Annotated in this window: 14 protein-coding genes; 4 read left to right on the forward strand and 10 right to left on the reverse strand. The window is 41.4% G+C overall.

Going from position 1 to position 20,002, the window contains the following annotated elements; translation table 11 throughout:
- Positions 1–872, reverse strand: an 872-nt coding sequence (locus tag JWQ85_RS07870) for an ATP-binding cassette domain-containing protein (protein ID WP_299466504.1), incomplete at its 3' end; no start/stop codon positions are given.
- Between the two features lie 479 nt (positions 873–1,351).
- On the opposite strand from JWQ85_RS07870, the gene JWQ85_RS07875 reads away from it, so the two are divergent.
- On the forward strand, positions 1,352–3,883 hold the full coding sequence (locus JWQ85_RS07875) for an ATP-dependent Clp protease ATP-binding subunit (RefSeq protein WP_299466507.1): 2,532 nt from the start codon (positions 1,352–1,354) through the stop codon (positions 3,881–3,883).
- Positions 3,884–3,978: 95 nt separating this feature from the next.
- Here JWQ85_RS07875 and JWQ85_RS07880 read toward each other — a convergent pair whose 3' ends face one another.
- A complete protein-coding gene (locus JWQ85_RS07880; RefSeq protein ID WP_299466510.1) occupies positions 3,979–4,143 on the reverse strand; it encodes a hypothetical protein in 165 nt (54 codons plus the stop codon).
- A gap of 94 nt (positions 4,144–4,237) precedes the next feature.
- The gene (locus JWQ85_RS07885) at positions 4,238–5,080 is read right to left on the reverse strand and encodes a carboxypeptidase-like regulatory domain-containing protein (protein ID WP_299466513.1); all 843 of its coding nucleotides are present in this window, start codon (positions 5,078–5,080) and stop codon (positions 4,238–4,240) included.
- A 146-nt stretch (positions 5,081–5,226) separates the two neighbouring features.
- On the opposite strand from JWQ85_RS07885, the gene JWQ85_RS07890 reads away from it, so the two are divergent.
- Entirely contained in the window at positions 5,227–5,625 is a 399-nt protein-coding gene (locus JWQ85_RS07890; protein ID WP_299466515.1) for a hypothetical protein, read from the forward strand.
- A gap of 100 nt (positions 5,626–5,725) precedes the next feature.
- Here the strand turns inward: JWQ85_RS07890 and JWQ85_RS07895 are convergent, their stop codons facing one another.
- The 4 genes from JWQ85_RS07895 to JWQ85_RS07910 all read right to left on the reverse strand — a co-directional run bounded on the left by JWQ85_RS07895 (position 5,726) and on the right by JWQ85_RS07910 (position 10,938).
- Positions 5,726–6,538 (reverse strand): SDR family oxidoreductase, encoded by an 813-nt coding sequence (locus JWQ85_RS07895; RefSeq protein ID WP_256540225.1) that lies wholly within the window; start codon positions 6,536–6,538, stop codon positions 5,726–5,728.
- Between the two features lie 132 nt (positions 6,539–6,670).
- The gene (gene recN / locus JWQ85_RS07900) at positions 6,671–8,326 is read right to left on the reverse strand and encodes a DNA repair protein RecN (RefSeq protein ID WP_299466525.1); all 1,656 of its coding nucleotides are present in this window, start codon (positions 8,324–8,326) and stop codon (positions 6,671–6,673) included.
- Positions 8,327–8,450: 124 nt separating this feature from the next.
- The gene (locus tag JWQ85_RS07905; protein ID WP_299466528.1) at positions 8,451–10,493 is read right to left on the reverse strand and encodes a M56 family metallopeptidase; all 2,043 of its coding nucleotides are present in this window, start codon (positions 10,491–10,493) and stop codon (positions 8,451–8,453) included.
- 64 nt (positions 10,494–10,557) lie between these two features.
- Entirely contained in the window at positions 10,558–10,938 is a 381-nt protein-coding gene (locus JWQ85_RS07910; RefSeq protein ID WP_299466531.1) for a BlaI/MecI/CopY family transcriptional regulator, read from the reverse strand.
- A gap of 249 nt (positions 10,939–11,187) precedes the next feature.
- On the opposite strand from JWQ85_RS07910, the gene JWQ85_RS07915 reads away from it, so the two are divergent.
- Positions 11,188–11,958, forward strand: coding sequence for an MBL fold metallo-hydrolase (locus tag JWQ85_RS07915; RefSeq protein WP_299466534.1), 771 nt, complete (start codon positions 11,188–11,190; stop codon positions 11,956–11,958).
- Here the strand turns inward: JWQ85_RS07915 and JWQ85_RS07920 are convergent.
- Both JWQ85_RS07920 and gcvP read right to left on the reverse strand, forming a co-directional pair.
- Positions 11,955–12,374 (reverse strand): response regulator, encoded by a 420-nt coding sequence (locus JWQ85_RS07920; protein ID WP_299466537.1) that lies wholly within the window; start codon positions 12,372–12,374, stop codon positions 11,955–11,957. The genes JWQ85_RS07915 and JWQ85_RS07920 overlap by 4 nt on opposite strands.
- Before the next feature lie 335 nt (positions 12,375–12,709).
- The gene (gcvP, locus tag JWQ85_RS07925; RefSeq protein ID WP_299466540.1) at positions 12,710–15,619 is read right to left on the reverse strand and encodes an aminomethyl-transferring glycine dehydrogenase; all 2,910 of its coding nucleotides are present in this window, start codon (positions 15,617–15,619) and stop codon (positions 12,710–12,712) included.
- Positions 15,620–15,747: 128 nt separating this feature from the next.
- Here gcvP and JWQ85_RS07930 point away from each other — a divergent pair, with 128 nt between their 5' ends.
- Positions 15,748–19,206 (forward strand): gliding motility-associated C-terminal domain-containing protein, encoded by a 3,459-nt coding sequence (locus JWQ85_RS07930; RefSeq protein ID WP_299466542.1) that lies wholly within the window; start codon positions 15,748–15,750, stop codon positions 19,204–19,206.
- On the opposite strand, the gene JWQ85_RS07935 is transcribed toward JWQ85_RS07930, so the two are convergent.
- On the reverse strand, positions 19,203–19,919 hold the full coding sequence (locus tag JWQ85_RS07935; RefSeq protein WP_299466545.1) for a pyridoxine 5'-phosphate synthase: 717 nt from the start codon (positions 19,917–19,919) through the stop codon (positions 19,203–19,205). The two genes, JWQ85_RS07930 and JWQ85_RS07935, sit on opposite strands and share 4 nt — an antisense overlap.
- Between the last annotated feature and the right edge of the window lie 83 nt (positions 19,920–20,002).

Here is a 20,002-nt window from a genome sequence, read left to right on the forward strand (position 1 = left end):
TGACGGCCCTTCGCCCCCATCCGTACCCATTCCAGCTCGCGCTCCAGTGTTTTCTGGCGTTTACTTTCGCTTTTCTCTTCCTGCGCTAAACGTTTGGATTTCTGCTCCAGCCATGAAGAGTAATTTCCTTTCCACGGTAACCCTTCGCCACGATCAAGTTCCAGGATCCAACCGGCAACGTTATCAAGGAAATACCTATCGTGTGTTACGGCAATAACGGTTCCTTTATATTGTTTAAGGTGCTGCTCCAACCAGTCTATCGATTCTGCATCCAGGTGATTGGTAGGCTCATCCAGCAATAAAACATCAGGTTCCTGTAAAAGCAAACGGCATAAAGCCACACGGCGGCGCTCACCACCTGATAGTACCGAAATTTTGGCATCAGGCTCGGGGCAGCGCAGGGCATCCATGGCGCGCTCTAACTTTACGTCAAGCTCCCAGGCGTTAACCGCGTCTATTTTATCCTGCAATTCGCCCTGGCGGGCCATCAGCTTATCCATTTTATCGGCATCGCCATAATACTCTTCCAGGCCAAATTTCTCGTTTATCTCTTCATATTCTTTTAAAAGCGCGGTAGTTTCGGCAACGCCTTCCTCTACGATCTCTTTAACTGTTTTATTGGGATCAAGCTCGGGTTCCTGGCTCAGGTAGCCAACGGTGTAACCCGGCGAAAACACAACCTCACCTATATTTGTCTTATCGATACCGGCAATAATTTTCAACAAGGAAGACTTACCCGAACCGTTTAAACCGATAACGCCAATTTTTGCGCCGTAAAAAAACGACAGGTAAATATTCTTTAATACTGTTTTTTGTGGTGGGTAAACTTTGCTTACCCCTGCCATTGAAAATATGATCTTCTCGTCTGCCATTGTATGGTTATATTTAGAGGAGACAAATATAGGATTGAAAACCAGATGGTGAATAAGTTTTCACCATAAATTCATCTTATAATTTGTATCTTTCAATGTAAATCGCTTGGTTTGCTATAGTTTTATTTATATATGGCAAACCTTTCCACCCGGTATGCCGTATTGTCATAAACAATGACTATTTGCCTTGCTTGGCAATAATAATTATATATTAATCGTATTTGGTTTAAACTATTTGGTGACCATTGTATCAAATAATAAAGTTTTTACCGTTAAATATTAACAATCAGGCGTTTTGTATGTTTTAAACACAAAATTCCACCTATTTGAATTTTATTTTGGCCGGCGTTATATCATTAAAATGTCTGTTTCTTATAAAGCTAAAAAGTTGGCAATATTGTTGATAAATGTTCTAACAATCGTCTTGACAGATAAAAACAAATTTATAGATTAGGACGATCATAATCAGAAAGGTATATATGGAAGCTAAATTTTCGCCGCGGGTTAAGGATGTGATACAATACAGCAGGGAAGAGGCGTTGCGCCTTGGGCATGATTATATTGGTACAGAGCACCTTTTACTTGGCTTGATCCGAGATGGTGATGGTGTGGCAATTAAATTATTAAAGGGGCTAACCGTTGATACCGCTAAACTACGCCGTGCTGTTGAGGATGCTGTAAAAGGAACAATTGGCACTAATGTACACATTGGCAGTATCCCGTTAACCAAACAGGCCGAAAAGGTTTTAAAGATAACTTACCTTGAAGCTAAAATTTTTAAAAGCGATGTTATAGGCACCGAGCACTTGCTATTGTCTATTCTTCGCGATGAAGATAATATTGCTTCGCAGATACTGATGCAGTTTAATGTAAACTACGAAGTATTTAAAAGCGAAGTTGAATCAAACAAAAATGATGTTACCGACGAGATGCCAGGTTCATCAACAGGTGGGGATGACGACTTTAAAGAAGATGATTCTTTCACCCAGCCTAAAAAAGTTTCGGATATTAAATCAAAAACACCGGTACTTGACAATTTTGGCCGCGACCTTACCAAAGCTGCCGAAGAAGGCAAGCTTGACCCAATAGTAGGCCGCGAAAAAGAAATTGAACGCGTATCGCAAATATTATCGCGCCGTAAAAAGAACAACCCTATACTTATAGGCGAGCCGGGTGTTGGTAAAAGTGCCATTGCCGAAGGTTTGGCATTGCGCATTGTTCAACGTAAAGTATCGCGTGTGTTGTTTAACAAACGCGTGGTTACCCTTGATCTTGCTTCGTTAGTGGCAGGCACAAAATACCGCGGGCAGTTTGAGGAACGTATGAAAGCCGTTATGAACGAGCTGGAAAAATCACCTGATGTTATTTTATTTATTGATGAGATCCATACTATAGTTGGTGCGGGTGGTGCTTCGGGATCGCTTGATGCATCAAACATGTTTAAGCCAGCTTTAGCGCGTGGCGAGATACAATGCATTGGTGCGACAACTTTAGATGAATATCGCCAGTATATAGAAAAAGATGGCGCTTTAGACCGTCGTTTCCAAAAAGTAATGGTGGAACCGGCTACGCCTGATGAAACCGTTGAGATACTCAACCGTATTAAAGAAAAATATGAGGAGCACCACGGTGTTACTTATACCGACGAGGCTATTAACGCCTGCGTTAGCTTAACTACCCGTTATATTACTGACAGGTTTTTACCAGACAAGGCTATTGATGCTTTGGACGAATCTGGCTCACGTGTGCACCTGACCAATATCCATGTTCCGCAGGAAATTCTGGATATTGAGGCCAAGATCGAGCAAATAAAGATCGAAAAGAACAAGGTGGTTCGCAGCCAAAAATATGAGGAAGCGGCCAAATTGCGCGATACCGAGAAACATTTGCTTGAGGAACTTGACCAAGCTAAATCTGTTTGGGAAGCTGAAACAAAATCAAAACGTTACACTGTAACTGAAGATAACGTTGCCGAAGTAGTAAGCATGATGACCGGTATACCGGTACAGCGTGTTGGCCAGGCAGATAGCGCTAAGCTATTGGCTATGTCTGATACTATTGCCAGCAAAATTATTGGGCAGGAAGAGGCTATTAAAAAGCTTACCCGTGCCATTCAGCGTACCCGTGCCGGGTTAAAAGACCCGAAGAAGCCTATCGGCTCATTTATATTCCTGGGCCCTACAGGCGTGGGTAAAACCGAACTGGCTAAAGAGCTTGCACGCTTTATGTTTGATACCGAAGACGCGCTGATTCAGATTGATATGAGCGAGTATATGGAGAAATTCGCGGTATCCCGTTTAGTGGGTGCGCCTCCGGGCTACGTAGGTTATGAAGAAGGCGGGCAGTTGACCGAAAAGGTACGCCGTAAACCATACGCGGTAGTATTACTGGATGAGATCGAGAAAGCTCACCCGGATGTGTTTAACATATTACTGCAGGTATTGGATGAAGGCCAGTTGACCGACTCATTGGGCCGCAAGGTTGATTTCAGGAACACCATCATCATCATGACATCTAACATTGGCGCACGCCAGTTAAAAGATTTTGGTCAGGGCGTAGGTTTCAGTACCAGCGCTAAAACAACACAGGCAGACGCGCACTCTCGTGGTGTGATAGAGAACGCTTTAAAACGGGCTTTTGCTCCTGAGTTTTTAAATCGTATTGATGATGTTATCGTATTTAACTCTTTAGGTAAAGACGAGATCTTCAAAATTATCGATATTGAGCTGGGCTTCCTGTTTGGTCGTGTTAATAGCTTGGGCTACAAAATTGAGTTGACCGAAGCAGCCAAAGAGTTTATTGCCGAAAAAGGTTACGACTCGCAGTTTGGTGCAAGGCCGCTTAAACGCGCCATCCAAAAATATCTGGAAGACCCAATTGCTGAAGAGATACTTAAAGGTGAACTTACTGAAGGCGATACCTTAATGGTAGACTTTGATAAAGAAACCAACGAAATAAAGGTTATCGACAAAAAGAAAGAAGCCAAACCCGAAGAAGAAGAACAAAAGTAATTCTTATAAAGGACTATAGTTAAAGCCCGCTTGTTATGCAAGCGGGCTTTTTTTGTATTAATCAAAACCCCGAATTCTTGTAAGGTTGTCAATTGTTACTTTTCTTCGGGCGTATAATCAACCGGTAACATTTCTGCAACACGGTTTTTACCCCAATTACCTTCAAAATTAACGGCCGACGGGGTTAATATCACTCCATTAGTATCAAACAAAGCATAAGGCTCGGTAAAAGATAATATGGTTGTTAAATAATTAGGCATAGTTAAAGACCTGTATACGACATTATCATTATCGCGTTTTTTTGTATACATCACATACAGGCAATCGGTAAACTTTAAAGCGTATAAACCCTTTTTATCTGTTAGGGTGGTAAAGTCTTCTACAGTTAACAGTTAAAGGTACGTTCACCAGGGTTTGAAAATACTTCTCGTTTAATCCGTTATAGGCCGGGTTGGGTTTCCTTATCAACCTTAACGCTTTAAAACCATAGCTACCTATATCATTACCCACTAACCCGCGTAAAAACTGCATCGACGAACCTTCATAAGCCAGCTTGCGGTTTTTTAACCATCGGTTTTTATCCCGCGCAGATCCTTTCATCTCTTCAAACAAGGTAGATCCTTCATAATAGAGCATATTGTTTTTGGAGTCTTTAACAAATTGGGTTAAAAGGTATTTAATTCGATAGCCCAAAGCCTTGTTCTCGATCTCTAAAAAATCAAATGATGAGCCGGTTAATTTTCGCGTAGCTTTATCAAAGTCCAGGTCAACCATTTGGGGATTAAGTATTTTGCATTGCTTAGCCATTTCTGACGAGCCTAAAAACTCCAGCTTAAACGTGTCATATTTCCATTCCCAATCCGGATCGGGCCGAATGCTCACCTCTTTAAGCTCAGTTGTTTTGGGTGTGAGTATAATATCCGGCAAGGCTATGTTATCCGTACCGGCCATTACCGTTTGCCGGTAGGTTTCGTAGCCAATAACGGTTACCACCAGTTCGTACTGCCCCTGCTTTACATTACGCAGCACATAGGCGCCATCATCGTTGGTTTTATCGCCCACTGTAGCATTACTTAAGAACACACTGGCATTAGCCACCGGCTTTTTATCTGCCGTGTTCACAATTTTACCGGTAATATTTACCTGGCCAAAACAAGCTATGGGGAGTATAAAAAAGACGAATAAAAAACATTTCATTAAAATAAAGACAACTAATTTCTTAGTTAGTTAAACCTTTTCTGATAATTTTGTTCTTATAGTATATTAACAGCATTGTAAAAACGTTATATATAGTACTTGTAGCAGTTTTTATAATTACAAAAAACAATTTATCACATCATTTTATGAAAAAATTATTATCTATTTTATGCCTTGTAGTAGTTGTATTTACTGCTTCATCATGCAAAAAGGAAACGGTTGTTGCGCCAAACAACAATGTTACAATTATCAAAACTGTAAAATCATCTGACTGGGCCGTGTATAACAGTACCAGTAATACTGTTGATTTGAACATACCAGAACTGGATGAGTATACCAATGAACATGGTGCTGTATTGGTTTATATAGCTTTTGGCGATAACGCCCCATGGGAACAGGTGCCGGAAGTTTTTGATGGCAGTACTTATAGCTTTACCCACAACACCGGGCACGTAACATTATATGTTCAAAATGCAAATGGTACAGGTACTCCAATTATCCCCGACCAGGCTTATGTTAAAGTTGTATTGGTAGATTCTAACTAAGTTTACCGCTATTAAACAGAAAAGGCCTGCGAATATCGCGGCCTTTTCTGTTTATAAATGACATTTTTGGGTGTTCCATTTTTTTATATGGAAGAGGGTACTATTTTTCCATTTGCTCAATCACAGCGGCGGTTACACCGGTGAACGAGAAACCACCATCGTGAAACAGGTTTTGCATGGTAACCATTTTGGTTAGGTCGCTAAATAAGCTTACGCAGTAATCAGCACACTGGTTAGCATCCGCATTACCCAGCGGACTCATTTTCTCAGCATAGTTAATAAAGCCGTCGAAACCTTTAACACCGCTACCCGCAGTAGTACGTGTTGGCGATTGCGATACGGTATTGATACGCACATGTTTTTTAACACCATACTGGTAACCAAAGTTACGGGCTATGCTTTCCAGGTAAGCCTTGTTATCGGCCATATCATTATAGTCAGGAAATACACGTTGTGATGCGATGTAAGTTAATGCCAGTACAGATCCCCACTCGTTTATAGCATCCATTTTCATGGCAGTTTGCAATACACGGTGAAAACTTAATGCTGATATATCTAATCCCTTGTGGGTAAATTCGTAGTTGTTATCGGTGTAAGCAATGCCTTTACGCACGTTAATGCTCATACCTATCGAGTGTAATATAAAATCTACACCGCCGCCAAAATGTTCCATGCTTTTGGTGAACAGGTTGGTGATATCATCATTACTGGTTACATCCGCCGGGATAACAGGGGCATTACATTCCTCTGCAAGTTTATTTAATTCGCCCATGCGCAATGCCAGCGGCGAATTGGTTAAAACTATTTCGGCACCTTCTTCGTGGCAGCGTTGTGCCACTTTCCAAGCTATAGATTGCTCATTAAGCGCACCAAAAATAATTCCTTTTTTACCTTTTAATAAATTGTAAGCCATTGTTTTTAGTTTTATAAGTGGGGCAAAGTTATAAAATTAGTTTGCAGTTTACAGTGGGCAGTTACAGTTTGCGGCAGGCAGTTTGCAGTTAACATTTAAAGGCAAGCAAACTGCCAACTCAAAACGGCCAACTTATCCCGCCAACAACTCCCGGGCATTTTGCAATGCGCTTTCGCCGGGGTTATCGCCGCTTAGCATCTTGGCAATTTCTAAAACGCGTTCTTTATCATCCAGTTTTTTCATACGGGTATAAGTGGTGTTGCCGGCATCATCCTTGTAAACAAAATAATGGCTTTTGCCCTTACCGGCAATTTGCGGCAGGTGGGTTATAGTAATAACCTGCAGGTTTTGCGATAGGCGTTCCATTACCTGCCCTACCTTGTTGGCTACCTCGCCGCTCACACCTGTATCAATCTCATCAAAAATAATGGTTGGCAAGGCAGTATATTCGGCTATAATAGACTTTATGCTGAGCATTAACCGGCTCAACTCACCACCCGATGCTACCTTGCTCATATCTGCCAATGCGTGGCCCTTATTGGCCGAAAACATAAAGCGAATGGCGTCAGCTCCGTTCCGGGCCAGTTCCTGCAATTCGGTTTGTTCTATCTGCAATACGGAGTTTGGCATCCCCATTTCGGTTAGGTTTGCCAATACTTTCTCCTGTATAACCGGGATAGCTTTGGTACGGTTGGCAGATAGGTCTTTTGCTATTTCTTCCAACTCCTGCTTATCGGCAGCAATTTGTTTTTGCAGTTTTTCTACCGCTTCATCACCAAAAACGGCTTGCTGTATCTTGTCCGACAGGTCGTTCTGTATCTCCAGCAATTCGGCATTGCTATTTACACGATGCTTTTTTTGTAGATTATATAATAGGCTCAAGCGGGTATTTACTTCTTCGGCGCGTGCCTCATTGGTAAAAGTACGTTGTTCTATATTTTCCAGCTCGGCAGCAATGTCCTTCAGTTCGATAAGGGTGCTTTTAAGGCGCTCGTGCAGGTCTTCCACATCAGGGTTATATTGCTCTATGGTTGATAGTTGCTGGCCAGCCTCGCGCAGCTGTATAATGGCCGATGTTTCACCCTCATGCATCAGGTAATGCGCACCCAATAAGTTGCGCTTAATTTCTTCGGCATTATTTAGGCTGGCTAATTCTTTTTCGAGTAATTCCTGTTCATCTGCAGCAATGCCTGCTTTTTCCAACTCATCAAACTGAAACTGGTAATAATCGAGGTCGGCTTTGGCTTTGTCGTTTTGTTCTATCAGTTGCTGTAAAGCAGCAAGCGATTTTTTATACGCTCTATATTTGGTCTGGTACCTACTCAATAAATCGTGGTGACCGGCAACACCATCCACCACCAGCAATTGAAATTCGGGGTCGTTTATTTCATATGTGGCATGCTGCGAATGGATATCTATCAGCTTTTCGCCAAGTTGTTTTAAGGTGGTTAAATTAACCGGGGTATCGTTCACAAACGCGCGCGATTTGCCATCGGCAGATATCTCCCGGCGCAATACGGTCTCGCCTTCATAGTCCAGGTCGTTATCCTCAAAAAATGTATTCAGGTGAAAATTGGCGATCCTGAAAGAGCCTTCTATCACACATTTTTTTTGCTGATTAAAAAAGTAACGGCTCTCAGCACGCTGACCTAAAATTAATGAAAGGGCGCCTAAAATGATAGATTTACCCGCACCTGTTTCGCCGGTAAGTATGTTTAGCCCCTTATCAAAATTGATCTCGAGGTTATCTATAAGCGCGTAATTTTGTATAGTTAGCTTTTGAAGCATAAAAAAAGTATCCTCTTTTTGAGGATACTAAATTACTAATTTTAATAGGATTTGTGAGTGGTTGATTAAGTTAAGTGGTGAGTAGTTATAAAACCCATTCACCAAATCAAACACTCACCATACACTAATTCTCTTCGGGTTTCTCAGGTGCTTCCGGTTTTTCCGGAGCTTCGGGTTTTTGTACGTCCTCGTTATTGTTCCAGCGGTAAACGTCCTCCGGATGCGTTTTCCTGTATTCGGCTAATTTCTTCTTAAACTCCGGCGAATTGGTATAAGCCCTTAGTTTCTCTGAAGCTTCCCGCAATAACTTTTGCTCCCGCCTAATCTGGCCATTTTCAGTATAACCGCGCATTTGCTCACCTGCCCTACGCATTTTTTCCTGTTGTATTTTTATGTCCGGATTGTTATATGCATTACGCATATCCTCGCCTGCTGCACGCATTTGCTCCTGTGCTTTGCGCATATCAGGATTATCAAAACGGACGCGCATTTGTTCGCCCAGATCGCGCATTTGCTTGGTTGCCTGTTTTATTTCCGGCGTTAGGGTTTTATCTAATTCTGCCTGGTATTTCTTGTAGTTCTCGTCCTTGTCGTCGTGATAATTACGGTTGCTAACACCATATTTTTTCATCAATTTATCGTTCGTAGCTTTAAACTCGGCCGAGTTAAAGTATTGCTCCATTTGTTTACCCAAAGCTTCCATTTGTTTGCCTGTTTGTTCGCTATAAGCACCTTTTCCTGCATATAGTTTATCAAACTCAGCAGCAGCTTTTTCCTGCGCGGCAGTGGCGGCTTTAACTTTATCGCTGTTATAATAGGCATCTACCTGTTTCCCCAGCTTTTCCATTTCTTCGGTTTGAGCTTTAAACTCGGGGCTATCGTAGTACTTACCAATAGCGTCGCCATGTTTCTCAACCTCTTTGCTTAGGCGCTCCAACTCGGCATCGGGCATACCATTATTGTAATGGTAATTGTAGTTTTTATTATAGTTATATGCCGACCTACGTTCTGCCTTTATTTTTTCTTTACTAAGAGCTTTATTGGTCGCAACCGCCTTTGCAGCCTTTTTAGCTTTCACAGCTTTTTTGGCAGGAATGGTATCGGCCAGTAAATTTTTTATTACCGCGGGGGTAATAGCTTTTACAGATATTTTACCTTGCGCAATTTCGGGGTTAAACAGGGCTAAGCTGCAAATACTTAAGGTTAATATAAGCATGGCCACTAACGTTGGCCGTACGCTTGGGATTTGTTTTTTAGTTTTCATGATTCTTTCAATTCGGTTTAATAAATGATACTTCTTGCCTGTTACAGCCAGCGCTAACCGTAACTCATTTTGGCGGTTTTGCTCTAATTTGAATAAAGCTTTTGCATACATAACGGGGTTTTGCGTGGCATCTACAACTAAATCGTCGCAGCTGTTCTCACGCTCCTCGCCTATTATTTTATTAATAAGTAACACGCACGGATTAAAAAATAACAACGTGGTTATAACTTGCTGCAGCAGGTTAATTATATAATCGTTACGTTTAATATGAGCCAGTTCGTGCATTAATATGGCTTCAATTTCTTCGGACCCCAGGTAGGTTGATAGCGTAAAAGGTAAAAGTATAACAGGCTTAAAATAGCCTACAATACATGGCACATCAACCAGGTGGCTAAAACCAACCTTTACTTTTTTGGTGATGTTAAGTTTTTTGGCGAAGATCCCTATTTGCTGCTGTAGCTGTACACCTAAACTCATGGTGCGTTTTATAATCTGGATCTTTCTATGAGCTAATACTACCCTTGCCATATTTAGTAAGAGGCCTATTACATAGACCGCAGTAACATATGGCAGATACTCTTGTATACTATAATAGTATCTGATAGTTTGGTTGCCAAACTGTTGAATGTTTGTTGGCAGATTGAGCATTATTGGCATATTGGCCAGGTTAGCAGGTTTGGCCAACCAATCGTATAATTGTATTTGGTTGATCAACGTATAAGCAAACCACCCCGTAATGGTCAGCAGACTGCTTACTGCAAGCAAATATTTTTTTGACGCGGAAAGCCCTGCTGCAAACAACAACACTACCCTTAACAGAAAATAAATAAGCAAGCCCTGCCATAACGAATGGATAATAGTGATACCCAAAACCTGGCTAATGTTATACAATATGTTTTCCATTGTCTTAAAATGATAAATTCTAAAATCTAAATCTTAAACTCTAACTAATCACCAACACTAATCCCTACTTATTATCTCTATTCTCAAACTGGTCTAAAAAATTCTTTATCGCGTCTATCTCATCTTTTGATGCCCGGTGCTGGCCTAAAGCCTGTATCACCAGGTCCGATGTTGAACCTTTAAATACTGTCGAGATAATTTTATCCAATGCCCCCTGTTGTGCCTGCTCGCGGGTTATCACTGCCTTGTACAAATGGGTTTTGGCATTTGTATCACGTTCAACCAATCCTTTCTCGTGCATTATCTGCATTAATTTAAGAGTGGTTGTATAACCCGAGTCTTTGTTTTTTGATAGTTCCTCATGCACATCGCGTACGCTGCATTGTCCCTTTTTCCAAATCACCTGTAATATTTCCAGCTCGCTTTCTGTCGGTTTCAAATCCATGTTATTAAAGTTATACGAATTTCTTCGTACAAATATGTACGATAGTTTTCGTATATCAAAATTTTATTTAAAATATTTTTCAGGTTTAGATTTTACCACAGAGAACACGAAGAGAAAAATCACTGAGAACACAGAGAAAAAGACTTCTATTGTGTTATTTATGCAACAATCCTTGTATGTACAGTGGTTAAATAATAGACGATGCAGATTATAAAACGTTACACCTTATATTTGCATAAACATATAACTATGGAAATTTTTGCTCTGGGTGAGGGGTCCTATTCGGTTGATGCTACTAAAAAATTTATTCCCTTTAACCCCGAAACTGATAGTAAACGAGACCGCCCGGGTTCGCTATTCATACACGTTAACCCGTTTCTTATAAAAACTAATGACGACCTTATTTTACTGGATGCCGGCCTTGGTTATAAAGATACCCGCGATGAATTACTGCTGCATCAGCACATTCGCAATGCAGGTTTTGACCCGGACGATGTGACCCTGGTTTTAATGTCACACCTGCACTACGATCACTCTGGTGGATTAGTGGTTGAGCGTAACGGCAAATTGGAGCCAAGCTTCCCGCATGCAAAACATGTTATACAACGTCAGGAGTTTGAATTTGGATTAACTGGTAAATCATCATCGTACCATACAGATATTTTTGAAGCATTAAAAGATACCGCTGATATTGATTTTGTTGATGGCGATGGCGAATATAAACCAGGCATACAATACGAGCTATCTGCAGGGCACAGCAAATTTCACCAGGTATTTTGGATAGATATAGAAGGGCAAAAAGTTTTTTATGGCGGAGATGAATTACCTGAACCCGAGCAGCTCATAAGAAAGTTTGTGGCTAAGTATGATTACGATGGGCACAGGGCTGCAGAGCTACGCATCCAGTATGGTAAAAAAGCTGCCGCAGAGGGAGACATTTGCCTGTTTTACCATGCAAGGGCAACAGCAATAGGCAAAGTGAGTTACCAGGACGAGCAGTTTGTGGTTACGCCTGATTAATTCTGAGATACTCCAAAAAGCTCTTTTATTTTTTCTACGTTGAGTGGTTTTGATATAAAATCTTTCACTAATGGGTATGAGCGGGCCTTGTTAATATCATTACTAAAAACCGAGGATGATATAATATAGATCTTGCTTTTACCAAGGGGATCAAGGTTTAAACGCTTGTATTCATCCAAAAATTCCCAGCCGTTCATTATAGGCATATTAATATCCAGCAGAATATAATCCGGCAATTTGTCAGGGTCTTTCCGCTGAATTTCAGCTAGTTGATCAATCGCATATTTCCCATTTAGGCATGCCATAATATCAGAATTGGTCAAAGCCTTCTTTATCAATTTTATAGAGATAAAATTGTTTATTTCATCGTCGTCAACCAATAAAACACTTACTGTTTTGTCGTTACTAGGGCTCATACTTTCTTATACGGAAATGCAAATTAAAAGGTTATATTCCTACAGGTTGTAAACGTTAAACTTTTGATAAAGTTATATAATACAATAGTTAAAATTTATACTCGAACTCAATTTTAGCAGCTTCCTGCTTCATAGTCGCATTCTTTTTTGCCGTCATACTTATAATTATCACCCCGTGTGTACACAGGTAATTTACCGTGTAGAGTTATTATAAGATTGATGTCTATATTATTTGAATATACGCAAAAACATCAATGGACGAAACATAAGTTTCGTCCATTGATGTTAAAATTATTGATATGTACATTTGCCTATTTGCATCTGCACTTCTATTCTCACGTTCCGTATTCCGGGGTGGTTACTTCACTTTCTTCAAACTCATAATCTGTTAGTGGCGGGCATGAGCAGATCAGCGTTCTATCCCCATAAGTATCATTTACACGACCAACCGACGGCCAGAATTTATATGCCGCAACATAAGGTAACGGATAAGCCGCTTTTTGACGGGTGTATGGGTGCTCCCACTCGTTGCCTGTAATTACAGCAGCGGTATGTGGCGCATTTTTTAGCGGGTTATCTGTTTTGTCTGATACGCCGTTTTCTACATCCTCAATTTCGTGGCGTATAGATATCATGGCATCGCAGAAACGGTCAAGCTCATGCTTTGGTTCAGATTCGGTAGGCTCTATCATTACCGTACCCGCAACCGGGAACGATACTGTTGGCGCATGGAAACCGTAATCCATTAAACGTTTGGCTATATCAGTAACTTCAACCCCAAATGCCTTGAACGAACGGCAATCTAATATCATCTCGTGTGCGCAACGGCCTTTAGCACCTGTATACAACACATTGTAATGATCTTTTAAACGCGTTTTAATGTAGTTGGCATTCAATATAGCATAACGGGTTGCATTGGTTAAACCATCAGCCCCCATCATAGCGATGTAAGCATGTGATATGATCAATATAGATGCAGAACCCCATGGCGCTGCAGATACAGCGTGGATAGCTTTACCGTTATCAATATCAACAACAGCATGGCCTGGCAAGTAAGGCACCAGGTGTTTTGCCACACCAATTGGGCCCATGCCCGGGCCACCACCACCGTGTGGTATACAAAAGGTTTTATGCAGGTTAAGGTGGCAAACATCGGCACCTATATTAGCCGGACTTGTTAAGCCTACCTGTGCGTTCATATTAGCGCCATCCATGTAAACCTGTCCGCCGTTTTGGTGGATGATCTCGCAGATCTCAATGATAGACTCCTCGAACACACCGTGTGTTGACGGATAAGTTACCATCAAACATGATAATTCGTTTTTGTACTGCTCGGCTTTAGCTTTCATGTCGGCAACATCAATGTTACCGTTGTCATCGCATTTTACCACTACGATCTTCATCCCGGCCATAGCTGCAGATGCAGGGTTGGTGCCATGTGCCGATGATGGGATCAAAGCAATATTACGGTGACTATCGCCCCTATCGTTATGATAAGCGCGGATAACCATTAAACCGGCGTATTCGCCTTGCGCACCTGCATTTGGCTGCAGGCTCATAGCTGCAAAACCAGTGATCTCGCTAAGCCATTTATTCAATTCATCAAATAACTGCATATAGCCGCCAACCTGGTCGGTTGGTGCAAAAGGGTGCATTTTACTAAACTCCGCCCAGGTAACCGGTACCATTTCGGTAGTAGCATTCAGTTTCATGGTACATGAACCTAAAGCGATCATGGAGTGGCAAAGTGAAAGATCTTTTGCCTCAAGCGATTTTATGTAGCGCAGCATTTCGTGCTCCGAATGGTGCGAGTTGAATAAACCGTGTGTTAGGAATGCGGATGTACGTTGTAATTCTGTTGGGATAATGCCTTCAATATTACTTTTAAACCCTTCGTAATTAGCATCGGTTAAGTTTTTCCCTTTAACCTTCGCGAAGAAACGCACTATAGTTTTAATATCCTCTGGTGATGTAGTTTCATCAATAGAGATGGTAGCTACAGTACCCTTATAGTTAAGGTTAGCCTCGTTATTTAATGCCTCTGATTTTACCGGGCCGGCTAACACGCCAAGCTCAATTTTCAGGGTATCAAAATAGGTTTCGTTTAGTTGCTCGTAACCCAGTTCTTTTAATGAATTAGCTAAAAGAACGGTTAATCCGTGAATTCTTTCGGCGATTAGCTTTAAACCTTGCGGACCATGATATACGGCATACATACCAGCCATAATAGCCAATAATGCCTGCGCGGTACAAATATTTGAGGTTGCTTTATCCCTGCGGATGTGCTGCTCGCGGGTTTGCAAAGCCATACGCAAAGCATAGTTACCTGCGCTATCAATAGTTACACCAATGATACGGCCGGGGATAGAGCGTTTATACTCTTCTTTAGTAGCAAAAAACGCTGCATGTGGCCCACCAAAGCCCATTGGCACGCCAAAACGTTGGGTAGATCCTACAACAATATCCGCACCCCATTCGCCCGGAGGGGTCAACAGGATAAGGCTCATAATATCGGCAACAACGGTTAGTTTAATGCTTTTTTCGTGTAGTGCCGATGCAAAATCAGTATAGTTATAAACGGCACCGTTACCTGCAGGGTATTGTACAATAGCACCAAACATCTCGTCGGTTAATTGTGCGGTGCGGTGATCGCCGATCTCCAATTTTATGCCGTAAGGCTCGCTACGGGTTTTTAAAATATCAATAGTTTGCGGGAACACCTCTTCCGATACAAAAAACACATTAGCTTTTTGATTTTTGCGCAGGCTATATTGCATAAACATAGCTTCGGCAGCAGCGGTGCCTTCGTCAAGTAACGATGCATTTGCAATTTCCATTCCGGTTAAATCAATAACCATTGTTTGGAAGTTTAACAATGCCTGTAAACGGCCTTGTGCAATTTCGGCCTGGTAGGGCGTGTATTGCGTGTACCAGCCGGGGTTTTCTAAAATATTACGCTGTATAACGCCGGGAACAATTACATCATAATATCCCTGGCCTATATATGATTTAAATACTTTATTTTTTGAAGCTGTTTGTTTAAGCGTATTCAGATAATCAAACTCGCTTTTGGCAGCCGGTAAATTCAGCGGATTTTTCAATCTTATCCTGGCCGGTACGGTCTCATCTATCAATTCATCAAGCGAATTTACACCGATGGTTTTTAACATTTTATCGGTATCTGCCTGGTTTGGCGCTATGTGCCTTTGCTGGAATTTTTCCTGGTAATCTACGTTCAGCTTCATGAAATGGGTGTCCCTTAAAATTTAGGGGCAAAGGTACAATATTAGGGATTGAATAACAATTGGGTAATACGATAGTGACACTGGTTTTACAAGGGAAAGTATATACCTTTATCATACCCTATATCATCATGTTTGCTAAGAAATTTTTACTATTAATTGCCTTTCTATTCTTCCTTTGTAATCTCGCTTCCGCAGATATTTTTACAGTTACCAGCAATGCTGATGCCGGCACCGGTACCCTGCGCGAGGCTTTAACGCTTGCAGCGGCCAATGGCAGCGCGGTTAAAGATTATATTTATTTTAATTTGCCGGATCTGAGCAAAAACGGGCGTACCATAACGCTTATAACTGATTTGCCCGGCTTATCATCTAACTTGGTGGTTGATGGCACCACACAGCCGGGGCAAAAATTTGGAGTAAGTGATGCTAAGGTACAAATCATGGCAATACCCAATTCAAATGCAACTATGTTAAGTTGTTTTAGCATTACAAAAGAACGGGGTGTAGAGATCTATGGTTTCATGTTTAATGTCCCTGACGCTTATGCTAATACCAATTTAGGCTTACAGTCTGGCATTTGGGCCATAATGGCTAAAGACATTATAATAGGGGCGCCGGGTAAGGGCAATATTTTTAAAAATATTAGCGTCGGGATATACATATATTTAAACTATTCCGAAACCATTGAAACCATCTCGGAGAACGTTAAAATAAGCAGCAACATTTTAGGGATAGAAGAAGATGGGGAAACTTTAACATTACTCGGAGCTTCTGGTATATACGCAACCAGGGTGAAAAATTTAACTATAGGGGGTAATTCAACTGCAGAAAGAAATGTATGTGTGGGGAATATTGTATATGACGAACTTACCTATGTAGACTTAAATATAAATACCGGTAAGATTTTGGTTGCAAATAATTTTATCGGGTTAAACTATACGGGCACTAAAACTTTGTACACTCCTCAATTCGGCAATGGGTTGTTTGTATCAGGCTACTATTTACAGGATGTAGAGATCACAAAAAATGTGCTGGCGGGCCGCACCGGGTTCGACATTTCCTTAGTTCCATGCTTTTTTAAAGTAAGGGGTAATAAATTTGGCACCGATGTTACAGGCACACAGGTATTGGGATCGCTGCAGTTTCAAGCAAGAATAAGTTATTGCAATGGCGGCGGTATTTTTGGCGGCAGCAATCCCGAAGATCAAAATATATTTTCCGGCGCTTATCAAGATAATACAAATCCCAGCCAGACCAATAGTGGCATTATCTTAAATGTTGGTAGCCCCAACGTAGAGGTTGTAAATAATATATTCAGATGTAATTACAGCTTTATTCCGTACCGGGTAGAAGGTTTTCAATTCAATCAATTTGCTATATTGGATAAACGCACGGCCAACAGTGTATCCGGCACTGCCAATCCCGGTTCAAGGATTGACCTATATTATAGCCTCACCTGCTCTAACTGCGAGCCGGAACAGTTGTTTGCAACTACTACGGCAGATGCAAATGGCAAATGGAATTATACAGGCACATTACAAAACCACAATATTATTGCGTCATCTACATTAAATGGCTCAACTTCAGAATTCACCACGCTGAGTTTTATTAATGCGGACAGCGATGTAAAAATTAAAATGGCCTGCAATAACCAGGGAGGCGAGATAAAAGGATTAAAAACTAATAAAGATGTTACTTATACCTGGTATAACGAGGCCGGCAGCGTTATAAACACACAGGATCTATTAAACGTACCCTCCGGTAAATATTATTTAGTTATAAGTGATGGCTATTGTTCAATAACATCTCCAATTTACGAAATCAAAGATGCGTCTAATCAAATAAACGCATCTGCCATTACCATTACGCCGGCATCCTGCAATAATAATGATGGGAGCATTACAGGGATACAAACCGATCCGGAGATGATAATCGAATGGACAAAACCTGATGGTACTATTGCAGGCTCAACAATAGACCTTTATGGGGTACAGGCAGGTAAATACACTTTGACTGTGTACACCCAAGATAGAAGCTGTTCGCAGGTATATGGCCCTGTAACGATTATAAATACCAATGGGCCGCTTATAAATACCACCGCCCAACAAATTCAAAAAGCCACCTGTAATAATTCCGATGGCTCCATTACGGGCATAACCATAACCGGTACAGGCACCATTGAGTGGATTAACGAACAGGGTGTAAGCTTTGGAAATAGTATTAACTTAACCGGCGTACCTGCCGGTAAATATAAGCTAACGGTTACCGGCACCGGTTGTCCGCCGGTTTCTACAGGGCTTATAGAGATACTGAGTATTGATGGCATCACAATAGATGATATCGGGAAAGTAATCAGCAAGGCAACCTGCCAGTACGATAATGGCGGCATCAGCAACATAAAGGTAACGGGAGCCACAAAGTATAATTGGTATAATACAGGTAACAATTTAGTTTCAAGCGAACTTAACCTAACCGGCATGCCAACCGGTGATTATTATTTAATTGCAGCTAATGATAATGGTTGTAGCAAACAAACCGCGGTGTATACTATTACAAGAGAAGCACCTGTAAGTTATTCTGGTGTTACCAAAAAGCTTAATGATGCTACCTGCGATGAGAACAATGGCAGTATCGAACTGATATTTGAGCATGCACCGGCTCAATTGCCCGAATCTTACAAATGGGTAAACCCCGCTACCGGCCAGGCCGTAATTACGTCAACGCCAATAGTTACCGGTATTGATGCCGGTAAGTATGATATTTATGCCATTACCAACGGCTGTGAACAATACATTATAAGTTATTCAATTTACCGTATCCCGGGGCTTACCGTTGTTACAAATAATGTTCATGTAAATGATGATCATTGCTCTGCCGGTACCGGAAGTATCAAAGGTATCCTGGCCGCTGGTAAAACCCCGCTTGATTTTATCTGGACCGATGATAATGGTATAAACAAAGGTGCATTACCAAATCTATTAAATGTGCCGGCAGGGACGTATCATCTTAAGGTAACTGATGGCTCAAATTGCGAGCAAGGCTTTGTTTACACCGTTTATGATCAGTCAGACGCTATCCCGTCTCCAAATGTGAGTGATGTACAGTTATGTAGCCCCGGCGATGTTTTGCTATCAGTAAGCAATACGGATAGCAGGTATAGTTATCGTTTATATGAAGATAATAATAACGCTGCACCCATTGATGAACAGCAAAGCGGCAGGTTTAAAGTGAATGTAAAGGACAATCGCAGTTATTATATAAGTCAATATTTTGGGAATTGTGAAAGCTTGCGCCAGGAGGTTAAAGTATTAATATCCGGTTTATCGGGCACTGATATAACCAACACCTTTACCCCAAATGGTGATGGCATTAACGACTACTGGAAAATAAAAGGAATAGAAAATTACACCAACGGCACAATAAAAGTATTTAACCGCGAAGGAAAAACAGTGTTCCAATCCAAAGGGTATGCCACGCCGTTTGATGGCACCTTAAACAGCAAACCATTACCGGTGGGGGTATATTACTACATTATCGACCTTAAGACTTGCGACCTGCTATCGGGCAGCCTCACAATTTTGCGTTAAGCCAACAGCCTTAAATACATTTGGATAGTGTTCTCTAAACCATAATACAAAGCATCGCTGATAAGGGCGTGGCCTATGCTCACTTCATCCAGTGCTGGGATATTTTGAGCGAAATATTGAAGGTTGTGCAGGTCAAGATCATGGCCGGCATTAATGCCAAGTCCAAGCTTTTGGGCTGTTTCGGCGGCTTTAACATATGGTGCTATTGCCGTTTCTTTATCGGCAGAATAGTTATGCGCGTAGGCTTCAGTATATAGTTCAATGCGGTCGGTACCGGTGGTTGCGGCCGCCTCTAACATTTCTACAACAGGGTCAACAAATATAGATACACGGATGCCGGCATTTTTAAACACCTTTATTATCTCCTTTAAATACTGCTGATTGGATATGGTATCCCAACCGTGGTTTGATGTTATTTGCCCTAAAACATCGGGCACAAGGGTTACCTGCTCGGGTTTGTTGGCCAATACCAGATCTATAAATTTTTGCTCCTGGCAGTTGCCTTCAATGTTAAACTCGGTAGTCACTATTTTCTTCAGTGCGAAAACATCATCATAACGGATATGCCTTTCATCAGGGCGTGGATGCACCGTGATTCCCTGCGCGCCAAAACGTTCGCAATCTTTGGCTACTTGTACCAAATTAGGATTGTTACCCCCACGTGAATTACGCAGAGTAGCTATTTTATTAATATTGACAGATAATCGCGTCATAGCATGTAAATATGTACGGCAAATATCGGTAAAATAGCGTTAAACAAGAAAGCCCCAATTCACATCGGGGCTTTCTAATATAG

It is taken from the genome of Mucilaginibacter sp. (assembly GCF_028288105.1).
Classification (GTDB): Bacteria; Bacteroidota; Bacteroidia; order Sphingobacteriales; family Sphingobacteriaceae; genus Mucilaginibacter.

Bases quoted from the DNA above. Each gene is read 5' to 3' on its own strand.
- JWQ85_RS07875 (WP_299466507.1), top strand. From the start codon at position 1,352: ATGGAAGCTAAATTTTCGCCGCGGGTTAAGGATGTGATACAATACAGC.
- JWQ85_RS07880 (WP_299466510.1), bottom strand. From the start codon at position 4,143: ATGCCTAATTATTTAACAACCATATTATCTTTTACCGAGCCTTATGCT.
- JWQ85_RS07885 (WP_299466513.1), bottom strand. From the start codon at position 5,080: ATGAAATGTTTTTTATTCGTCTTTTTTATACTCCCCATAGCTTGTTTT.
- JWQ85_RS07890 (WP_299466515.1), top strand. From the start codon at position 5,227: ATGAAAAAATTATTATCTATTTTATGCCTTGTAGTAGTTGTATTTACT.
- JWQ85_RS07895 (WP_256540225.1), bottom strand. From the start codon at position 6,538: ATGGCTTACAATTTATTAAAAGGTAAAAAAGGAATTATTTTTGGTGCG.
- recN (WP_299466525.1), bottom strand. From the start codon at position 8,326: ATGCTTCAAAAGCTAACTATACAAAATTACGCGCTTATAGATAACCTC.
- JWQ85_RS07905 (WP_299466528.1), bottom strand. From the start codon at position 10,493: ATGGAAAACATATTGTATAACATTAGCCAGGTTTTGGGTATCACTATT.
- JWQ85_RS07910 (WP_299466531.1), bottom strand. From the start codon at position 10,938: ATGGATTTGAAACCGACAGAAAGCGAGCTGGAAATATTACAGGTGATT.
- JWQ85_RS07915 (WP_299466534.1), top strand. From the start codon at position 11,188: ATGGAAATTTTTGCTCTGGGTGAGGGGTCCTATTCGGTTGATGCTACT.
- JWQ85_RS07920 (WP_299466537.1), bottom strand. From the start codon at position 12,374: ATGAGCCCTAGTAACGACAAAACAGTAAGTGTTTTATTGGTTGACGAC.
- gcvP (WP_299466540.1), bottom strand. From the start codon at position 15,619: ATGAAGCTGAACGTAGATTACCAGGAAAAATTCCAGCAAAGGCACATA.
- JWQ85_RS07930 (WP_299466542.1), top strand. From the start codon at position 15,748: ATGTTTGCTAAGAAATTTTTACTATTAATTGCCTTTCTATTCTTCCTT.
- JWQ85_RS07935 (WP_299466545.1), bottom strand. From the start codon at position 19,919: ATGACGCGATTATCTGTCAATATTAATAAAATAGCTACTCTGCGTAAT.